Source organism: Kitasatospora sp. NPDC047058 (assembly GCF_040643935.1).
Taxonomy (GTDB): Bacteria; Actinomycetota; Actinomycetes; order Streptomycetales; family Streptomycetaceae; genus Kitasatospora.
In genome coordinates, this window is record NZ_JBEYVJ010000313.1 from 1 (window position 1) to 8,377 (window position 8,377).

Below are 8,377 nucleotides of genomic sequence, written 5' to 3' on the forward strand. Positions count from 1 at the left end.
TACGGCATCACCACCGTCGTCGAGCCGCAGAACTCGCTGGACGACCTGGCCCTGTACGAGCGGGCGATCGCCGAGGGCCGGCTGCGCTCGCGCCTGGTCGCCGCGCTCTTCCACCCGCGCGGCACCACCGACGCCGAGCTCGCCGAGTTCGCGGCGGCGGCCCGCCGGCACGCCACCGACCGCTTCCGGGTCGGCCCGCTCAAGCTCTACATCGACGACGTGGTGGAGCCGCACACCGCCGCGCTGCTTGAGCCCTACGCGGGCCACCACAGCCACCGCGGCGAGACCTTCTACCCCGCCGGGGAGTTCGCCGAGGTGCTGGCCCGCCTCGACGCGGCCGGCTTCCAGGCCTTCGTGCACGCCACCGGCGACCGCGGCATCCGGACCGTGCTGGACGCGGTCGAGCACGCCCGGCGGGTCAACGGCCCCCGCGACGCCCGCCACCAGGTGGTCCACGTCGAGTGCCTCGACCCGGCCGACGTGCCGCGCTTCGCCGAGCTGGGCGTGGTCGCCTGCATGCAGCCCCGGCACTGCTCCCCCGACATCGCCGGGCCCGGCAAGGACTGGGCGGAGGCCGTGGGCGAGCGGCGCTGGTCCAAGGCCTGGCCGATGCGCAGTCTCCGGGACGCGGGCGCGGTGCTGGCCTTCTCCAGCGACTGGAACGTCGCCGAGATGGACCCGCTGATCGGCCTCTACACCGCCGTGACCCGCCGGGGCCTGGCCGGCGGCGAGCCGTGGATGCCCGGCGAGACGGTTCCGCTGGCCGCCGCCCTGCGCGGCTACACGCTGGGCAGCGCCTACGCCAACTTCCTGGACGACCGGCTGGGTTCGATCACCCCCGGGAAGCTGGGCGACCTCGTCCTGCTCTCCGAGGACCTCTTCGCCGTGGACCCGAAGGCCTTCCTGGACACCCGGGCCGACCTCACCGTGGTCGGCGGCGAGGTGGTGCACCGCGCCGGCTGAGGCGTGGCCCGACCGGCTGCACCCGCGGCCGAGGCGCAGGTGCGGGTGCCGGCCACCGTGCACGGTGGCCGGCGCTCCGGGACGGCCCCGGACAACCCCTACTCCACCGTCACGCTCTTGGCCAGGTTGCGCGGCTTGTCGACGTCGCGCTTCAGCGCCACCGCGGCGTGGTAGGCGAGCAGCTGCAGCGGGATGTTGAGCAGCAGCGGGTCGAGCTCGGGCTCGTTCTTCGGGACCAGGATGCAGTGGTCGGCGAGCTTCGCCTCGGGCCGGCGGTGCGCGATCGCCACCACCCGGCCGGAGCGGGCCTTGATCTCGCCGAGCGTGGTGAGGTTCTTGTCCAGCAGCTCGTCGTCCGGCACCAGGGCGACGGTCGGCAGCTCGGGGCTGATCAGCGCGAGCGGGCCGTGCTTCAGCTCGCTGGCCGGGTAGGCCTCGGCGTGGACGTAGGAGATCTCCTTGAGCTTCTGCGCGCCCTCGCGGGCCACCGGGTAGCCGCGGACCCGGCCGATGAACATCATGCCCTCGGACTCGGCGTACTCGGCGGCGAGTCCGGCGATGGCGTCGCTCTGGGCGAGGATCTCCCGGATCTGGTCGGGCAGCGCCCGCAGGCCCGCCACGATGCGGCGGCCGTCGGCGGGCGAGAGGTCGTGGATCCGTCCGAAGTGCAGGGCGAGCAGCGCGAAGGCGACCACGGTGGAGGTGAACGCCTTGGTGGAGGCGACCGAGACCTCCGGCCCGGCGTGCAGGTAGATGCCGCCGTCGCACTCGCGGGCGATGGCGCTGCCGACGGTGTTGACGACGCCGAGCACCCGGCCGCCCTTGCGCTTGATCTCCTGGACGGCGGCCAGCGTGTCGTAGGTCTCGCCGGACTGGCTGACCGCGACGTACAGGGTGTCGGCCTCGATCACCGGGTTGCGGTAGCGGAACTCGGAGGCGGGCTCGCTGTGCGCGGGGATGCGGGCGAGCTCCTCGATCAGCTGGGCGCCCATCTCGCCGGCGTAGTAGGCGGAGCCGCAGCCGAGGATCTTGACCCGGCGGATCTCGCGCAGCTCGCGGGCGTCCAGGTTGAGGCCGCCGAGGTGGGCGGTGGCGAACCGCTCGTCGAGCCGGCCGCTGAGGGTGCGCTCGACCGAGCCGGGCTGCTCGTGGATCTCCTTGAGCAGGAAGTGCTCGTAGCCGCCGGTGTCGTAGGAGTCGATCTCCCAGTCCACGGTGGACGGCTGACGGTGGGTGGTGCGGGCGTCCTCGGTGAAGGTGCGGAAGCCGTCGGCGCGGACGGTGGCCAGCTCACCGTCCTCCAGGTGGACGACCTGCCGGGTGTAGCGGACCAGCGCCGAGACGTCGGAGGCGGCGAACATCTCCTTCTCGCCGATGCCGAGCACGATCGGGCTGCCGTTGCGGGCGACCACGATCCGGTCGGGCTGTTCGGCGTCGACCACGGCGATGCCGTAGGTGCCGACCACCTTGCCGAGCGCGGCGCGCACGGCCTCCTCCAGCTCCACGCCCTCGGCGGCGTGGGCGGCGATCAGGTGGGCGAGCACCTCGGTGTCGGTCTCCGAGCGGAAGACCGCGCCCTCCTCGGTCAGCCGGGCGCGCAGCTCGTCGGCGTTCTCGATGATGCCGTTGTGGACGACGGCGATCCTCTCGGCGTTGTCCAGGTGCGGGTGGGCGTTGGCGTCGCTGGGCACGCCGTGGGTCGCCCAGCGGGTGTGGCCGATGCCGGTGGTGCCCTTGAACCGGGCGGGCACCGCGGCGGCGAGGTCGGCGACCCGGCCCTTGACCTTGCGGACCTTCAGGCCGCCGGTGCGGCCGGTGACGGCCACGCCGGCCGAGTCGTAGCCGCGGTACTCCAGCCGGGCCAGGCCCTCCAGCAGGAAGGGCGTCGCGTCCTTGGGGCCGATGTAGGCCACGATTCCGCACATCTGGTGGACTCCTTCGAATGACAGGGGGCTTCGCGGGGTGGTCGGGGACGGCGCTCAGCCGTAGACGATCCGGCGCAGCTGCCGCGCCGAGAGCTCGGGTGCCGCCACCCGCCGGGCGGGCAGTTCCTCGGCGAGCCGGGCGAAGATCCGCTCGTTGGTCAGGCCGCGTGCCTGCAGCTCGCCGTGGCGGCGGCGGACGTACTCCTCGGTCGTCTCGGAGAAGTACGCCAGGACCTCCGCCACCACCCGCGCCGCCTCGCGGGGCCCGAGCGGGCTGGTCCGGGTGAGGTGGGCGAGCAGGTCTTCGTGAGGGTGCGAGGGGCCGGGTGAGCTGGACACGAGTGAGGACTCTAGGCCGGGATTCCCGGGCAGATCAAAGATCCTGCCCGAATTCGGGCAGATCTTGAGACTTTCGGCGCAAGGAACGCCGCCGGACGCCCTGCCGCCGCCTCCGGACCGGGCGGACGCGGGCCGCCGGCTCGTCGACACGCCCTTGTAGCGGCACCGGACGGCCACGTAGCGTGTCGGTCCGCATACGCATCGCAGATGCGGACCGGAAGAACCGGAGGCTTGCTGATGTGCGGGATCACCGGATGGGTCGCCTTCGACCGCGACCTCACCGCCGAACGTGCAGTGCTCGACGCGATGACGGCCACCCAGCTCTGCCGCGGCCCGGACGCCGGCGGGGTCCACCTGGAGCGGCACGCCGCGCTCGGCCACCGCCGCCTCGCCGTGATCGACGTCGAGGGCGGCGTCCAGCCGATGACCGTCGAGCACGACGGCCGGGTCCTGGCCGCCCTCACCTACAGCGGGGAGGTGTACAACCACCGCGAGCTGCGCGCCGAGCTGGCGGCGGCCGGCCACCGGTTCCGCACCCGCAGCGACACCGAGGTGGTGCTGCACGCCTACCTGGAGTGGGGCGAGGGCCTGGCCGAGCGGCTGAACGGCATGTTCGCCTTCGCCGTCTGGGACGCCCGCAGCCAGGAGCTGCTGCTGGTCCGCGACCGGATGGGCGTCAAGCCGCTGCACTACCACCCGACCCCGCACGGCGTGATCTTCGGCTCCGAGGCGAAGGCCGTGCTCGCCCACCCCGCCGTCCGGCCGGTCGTCGACCTGGACGGCCTGCGCGAGATGTTCGCCGTCACCAAGTCCCCCGGCCGCTCCGTCTACCGCGGCATCGCCGAGGTGCAGCCCGGCCACGTGGTCCGGATCCGCCGCGAGGGCATCTCGATCCGCCGGTACTGGGGCCTGGAGGCCCGCGAGCACACCCACGACCTGGACACCACGGTGGCCACCGTACGGGCCCTGCTCGACGACATCGTCCACCGCCAGCTGGAGTCCGACGTCCCGCTCTGCTCGCTGCTCTCCGGCGGCCTCGACTCCAGCGCCGTCACCGCCCTCGCGGCCCGGGCGCTGCGCGCCGCCGGCGCCGGCCCGGTGCGCTCCTTCGCCGTCGACTTCACCGGCCAGAGCGAGCACTTCCGGGCCGACGCGGTGCGCTCCACCCCGGACGGCCCGTACGCCGGCCTGCTGGCCCGGCACGTCGGCGCCGACCACAGCGTCATCGAGCTGGACAGCGCCGCCCTCACCGACCGGGAGCAGCGCGCCGCCGTCCTGCGCGCCCGGGACACGCCCGGCGGCTTCGGCGACATGGACACCTCGCTGCTGCTGCTCTTCCGCGGCGTGCGCGAGCACTCCACGGTGGCACTGTCCGGCGAGTCGGCGGACGAGCTGTTCGGCGGCTACCGCTGGTTCCACGACCCGCGGCTGGTCGCGGCCGCCGACTTCCCGTGGGCGGGCGCGGTGACCCAGCTCGCCGGAGAGGGCGCCGGGCCGCGCGAGCAGCTGCTCGACCGCGGGCTCGTCGCCAAGCTCGACGTGCACGAGTACCGGCGGGCCCGCTACCGGGAGGCGCTGGCCGAGGTCCCGCACCTGCCGGACGCCTCCCCGGTGGAGCGGCGGATGCGGGAGATCTCGTACCTCAACCTGACCCGCTTCGTCTGCATCCTGCTGGACCGCAAGGACCGGATGAGCATGGCCAACGGGCTGGAGGTCCGGGTGCCGTTCTGCGACCACCGGCTGGTCCAGTACGTCTTCAACACCCCGTGGGCGATGAAGACCTTCGACGGCCGGGAGAAGAGCCTGCTGCGTGCCGCCGTCCGGGACGTCCTGCCGCCCGAGATCGCCGACCGGGTGAAGAGCCCGTACCCGGTCGTCCAGGACCCGCACTACCCGGCGATGCTGCGGGCCGAGCTCGCCGAACTCGCCGCCGACCCGAAGGCGCCCGTCCTCGGCCTGCTCGACCGCCGGGCGCTCACCGACGCGCTCGCCCCGGACACCGACCCGCAGCACGTCCGGCTCGCGGCCGACCTGACGCTGGAACTCAACACCTGGCTGACGGAGTACCAGGTCACGCTGGAGCTCTGACCCGGCGCGCCTCCCGGGGCGTCAGTCCGCCCGCCGGCGCAGCGGCTCCGCGCCGTACCGCTGCGCCGTCCGGGTGGGCGGTCGCGGACGGTGACGCCCGGCCATCCCGCCGCGCCGGGCCCGGACGGCGTGCGGTAGCGTCGCCGACACCTCCCGAATGGCGGCCGAAAACACGGCTTCCCACCCAGGTGCCGTCAGGATGGGAGCGACCCGTCCGTCTCGATCCGCCGGGGGATCTCCGTCATGCAGCCGCGAGCGTTCGCGATTCTCACCGCCCTCCTGCTGGGGGTCCTCGGCCTCGGGTCGGTGGCGGTCACCGACTGGACGCCCGCACCCGCCGCCGCGGCGGTCGCACCGGCCGCCCCCGGAACGGCGGGCCCCGGCGCCCAGTCCGCCGGCACGACGGCCACCCCGGCCGGCGACCCGGCGGTGTGGACCCGCTCGACGCTGCGGAACAAGCTGATGGCCGAGATGGAGGCCACCGACCCCGGCGTCGCGCTGGCCGACCTCGACAAGATCACCAAGGAGAAGCCGTACACCGTGCGGTTCTGCCACCCGATCGCGCACGAGCTCGGGCACGCCGCCGTGAAGCGGTTCAACGCCGACTTCCAGAAGGTGATCTCCTTCCCGCACGAGACCTGCGCGGCCGGCTACCTGCACGGCGCGGTCGAGGAGATGCTGAACGCCTCCACCCAGCCCGAGGTGGACCTGCTCAAGCTGTGCGCGCCCAAGAACAGCGGCCCGTGCATCCACGGCGTCGGCCACGGCACGATGTTCGTCGCCAAGCAGGACGTCGCCAAGGCCCGCGACCTGTGCAACAAGTTCACCACCGACCAGAACCGGATCCGCTGCTCCGAGGGCCTGTTCATGCAGCTCTTCGGCCCGGACGAGGAGGACGAGACGGCGAAGGCCAACCTGCCCGCCGACAAGCTCGCCCAGGACCCGCTGTACCCGTGCAAGGACCAACCGGCGCTGTTCCAGTCCGCCTGCTACTTCTACGCGCCGACCTTCTACCTCTCCTCGCACGACTACCCGAACCACCCCGAGGTGTACGCCGACGCGCTCAAGTGGTGCCTCAACGGCAAGGCCTCCGGCGGTGCGGTGGACTGCAGCCGCGGCGTCGGCTCGCGGACCATGAAGTACAACCTGGACCGCGAGGACTGGGCCGCGCAGCAGTGCGCCACCGCCGCCGACGGCTGGCAGCGCAAGGCCTGCGCCGAGGGCCTGGTCAGCTACTACACGGTGAACTACACCGACGGCGGCGCGGCCGGCCGGCTCTGCGCCAAGATCACCAACAAGGAGATGCAGGGCTACTGCCGCTCGGCGAGCGGGCTCTCCACCTCGCTGGACTGATCTCCCCCGTCCCGTCCCCGTCTCCCCCGTCCCACCTCACGGGCCCGCGCCGCACGGCGCGGGCCCGTTCCGTAGGATCGGCCTCCATCCAGGTGCGCCGAGGACGCCGCGCCCCCGCCTCGCCCCGCCCCACCCCCCTGGAGCCCGCCGTGACCGAGGACTTCCGCGCTGCCGCGCACACCGCCGCCGACCTGGTCGCCGACTACCTCGCCGCCCTGCCCGCCCGCCCGGTCTGGCAGCCGATGGACGACGCGGCCCGCGCCGCCCTGCTCGACGCGCCGCTGCCGGCCGGGGGCCGCCCGCTCGCCGAGCTGCTGGCCGCCGTCGAGAAGGACGTGCTGCCGTACCCGATGGGCAACGGCAACCCGCGCTTCTTCGGCTGGGTGAACTCCGCCCCCGCCCCCGCCGGGGTCCTCGCCACCCTGGCGGCCTCCGCGATGAACCCCAGCTCCGCGGGCGGCGACCACGCCGACGTCCACCTGGAACGCGCGGCGGTCCGCTGGATCGCCGAGCTGGTCGGCTTCCCGCACCCGGCCGGCGGCGGGCTGCTCACCTCCGGCACCTCGATGGCGACCATCGTCTGCCTGGCCGCCGCCCGCAACCGGGCCGCCCGCGCCGCCGGGTGGGACGTCCGCGAGGACGGCCTCGCCGGACTCCCGCCCCTGGTCGGCTACGTCACCGGCGAGACCCACTCCTGCGTCCGCAAGGCCGCCGAGCTGCTCGGCCTGGGCAGCCGGCACCTGCGCACCGTCGCCACCGGCCCGGACGGCCTGCTGGACGTCGCCGACCTACGCGCCGCGATCGAGCGCGACCGGGCCGCCGGGCTGCTGCCGTTCCTGGTGGTCGCCTCCGCCGGCACCGTCGGCACCGGCGCGGTGGACGCCTTCCACCCCGTCGCCGACCTCTGCGCCGAACAGCGGCTCTGGCTGCACGTGGACGGCGCGTACGGGGCCTTCGGCCGGCTCGACCCGGCCATCGCCCACCGCTACGCGGGGCTGGAGCGGGCCGACTCGCTCGCCCTCGACCCGCACAAGTGGCTCGGCGTGCCGGTGGACTGCGGCTGCGCCCTGGTGCGCGACACCGGGGAGCTGCGCGCCGCCTTCAGCCTGGTCCCGTCCTACCTGCGCGACGAGGCGGCCGGCTCGCTCGGCTGGTTCTCCGAGTACGGCACCGAGCAGACCCGCCCGTTCCGCGCCCTCAAGGTGTGGGCCACCATCGCCCACCGCGGCCGCGACGGCCTCGCCCGGGACATCGCCCGCTGCACCGCGCTGGCCCGCCACCTCGGCGAACTCGTCCGGGCCGACCACGAGTTGGAGCTCCTCGCCGAGGTGCAGACGTCGATCGTCGCCTTCCGCCACCGCGCCCCGGGCCTGGACGAGGCCGCCGTCGACGCCCTCAACCGCGAGCTCCCGGCCGCCGTCCAGCGCCGCGGCCGGGTCTTCGTCACCGGCGCGCGCCTCGGCGACCGCGAGATGCTCCGCGCCTGCCTCCTCAACGCCGCCACCACCGAGGCCGACCTCGCCCTCCTCCTCACCGAGGTCAAGTCCGCCGCCCACGACCTGCTCGACAGCTGAGCACACCCGGGCGGCCCCGCCCAGAGCGCCCCGGAGGCGAGCGGGCGAGTCCCCGCCCCGAGCCGAAGGGGCGCGCCGGTGCCGAAAGGGAGAAGGGCCAAGCCGCCGACGAAGGAGGTGGCAGATCGGAAAGCG

Annotated in this window: 6 protein-coding genes; 4 read left to right on the forward strand and 2 right to left on the reverse strand. The window is 74.0% G+C overall.

The genetic code is table 11. The annotated features are described in order from the left end of the window. Positions 1-963 (forward strand): amidohydrolase family protein (locus tag ABZ885_RS31075; protein ID WP_360195895.1); only part of this gene is annotated, 963 nt, incomplete at its 5' end. Between the two features lie 98 nt (positions 964-1,061). Here the strand turns inward: ABZ885_RS31075 and glmS are convergent. Both glmS and ABZ885_RS31085 read right to left on the reverse strand, forming a co-directional pair. Beyond that, on the reverse strand, positions 1,062-2,888 hold the full coding sequence (gene glmS, locus ABZ885_RS31080) for a glutamine--fructose-6-phosphate transaminase (isomerizing) (protein WP_360195898.1): 1,827 nt from the start codon (positions 2,886-2,888) through the stop codon (positions 1,062-1,064). 54 nt (positions 2,889-2,942) lie between these two features. Continuing rightward, a complete protein-coding gene (locus tag ABZ885_RS31085; protein ID WP_360195901.1) occupies positions 2,943-3,227 on the reverse strand; it encodes a hypothetical protein in 285 nt (94 codons plus the stop codon). A 237-nt stretch (positions 3,228-3,464) separates the two neighbouring features. Between ABZ885_RS31085 and asnB the strand changes: the two genes are divergently transcribed. The 3 genes from asnB to ABZ885_RS31100 all read left to right on the forward strand — a co-directional run bounded on the left by asnB (position 3,465) and on the right by ABZ885_RS31100 (position 8,242). After that, entirely contained in the window at positions 3,465-5,315 is a 1,851-nt protein-coding gene (gene asnB, locus ABZ885_RS31090) for an asparagine synthase (glutamine-hydrolyzing) (protein WP_360195904.1), read from the forward strand. Between the two features lie 243 nt (positions 5,316-5,558). Next, a complete protein-coding gene (locus tag ABZ885_RS31095) occupies positions 5,559-6,668 on the forward strand; it encodes a hypothetical protein (protein ID WP_360195907.1) in 1,110 nt (369 codons plus the stop codon). 149 nt (positions 6,669-6,817) lie between these two features. Next, positions 6,818-8,242 (forward strand): pyridoxal-dependent decarboxylase, encoded by a 1,425-nt coding sequence (locus tag ABZ885_RS31100; protein ID WP_360195910.1) that lies wholly within the window; start codon positions 6,818-6,820, stop codon positions 8,240-8,242. Positions 8,243-8,377 lie beyond the last annotated feature (135 nt).

Coding starts and splice junctions, on each gene's coding strand:
- glmS (WP_360195898.1), bottom strand. CDS start 2,888: ATGTGCGGAATCGTGGCCTACATCGGCCCCAAGGACGCGACGCCCTTC.
- ABZ885_RS31095 (WP_360195907.1), top strand. CDS start 5,559: ATGCAGCCGCGAGCGTTCGCGATTCTCACCGCCCTCCTGCTGGGGGTC.
- asnB (WP_360195904.1), top strand. CDS start 3,465: ATGTGCGGGATCACCGGATGGGTCGCCTTCGACCGCGACCTCACCGCC.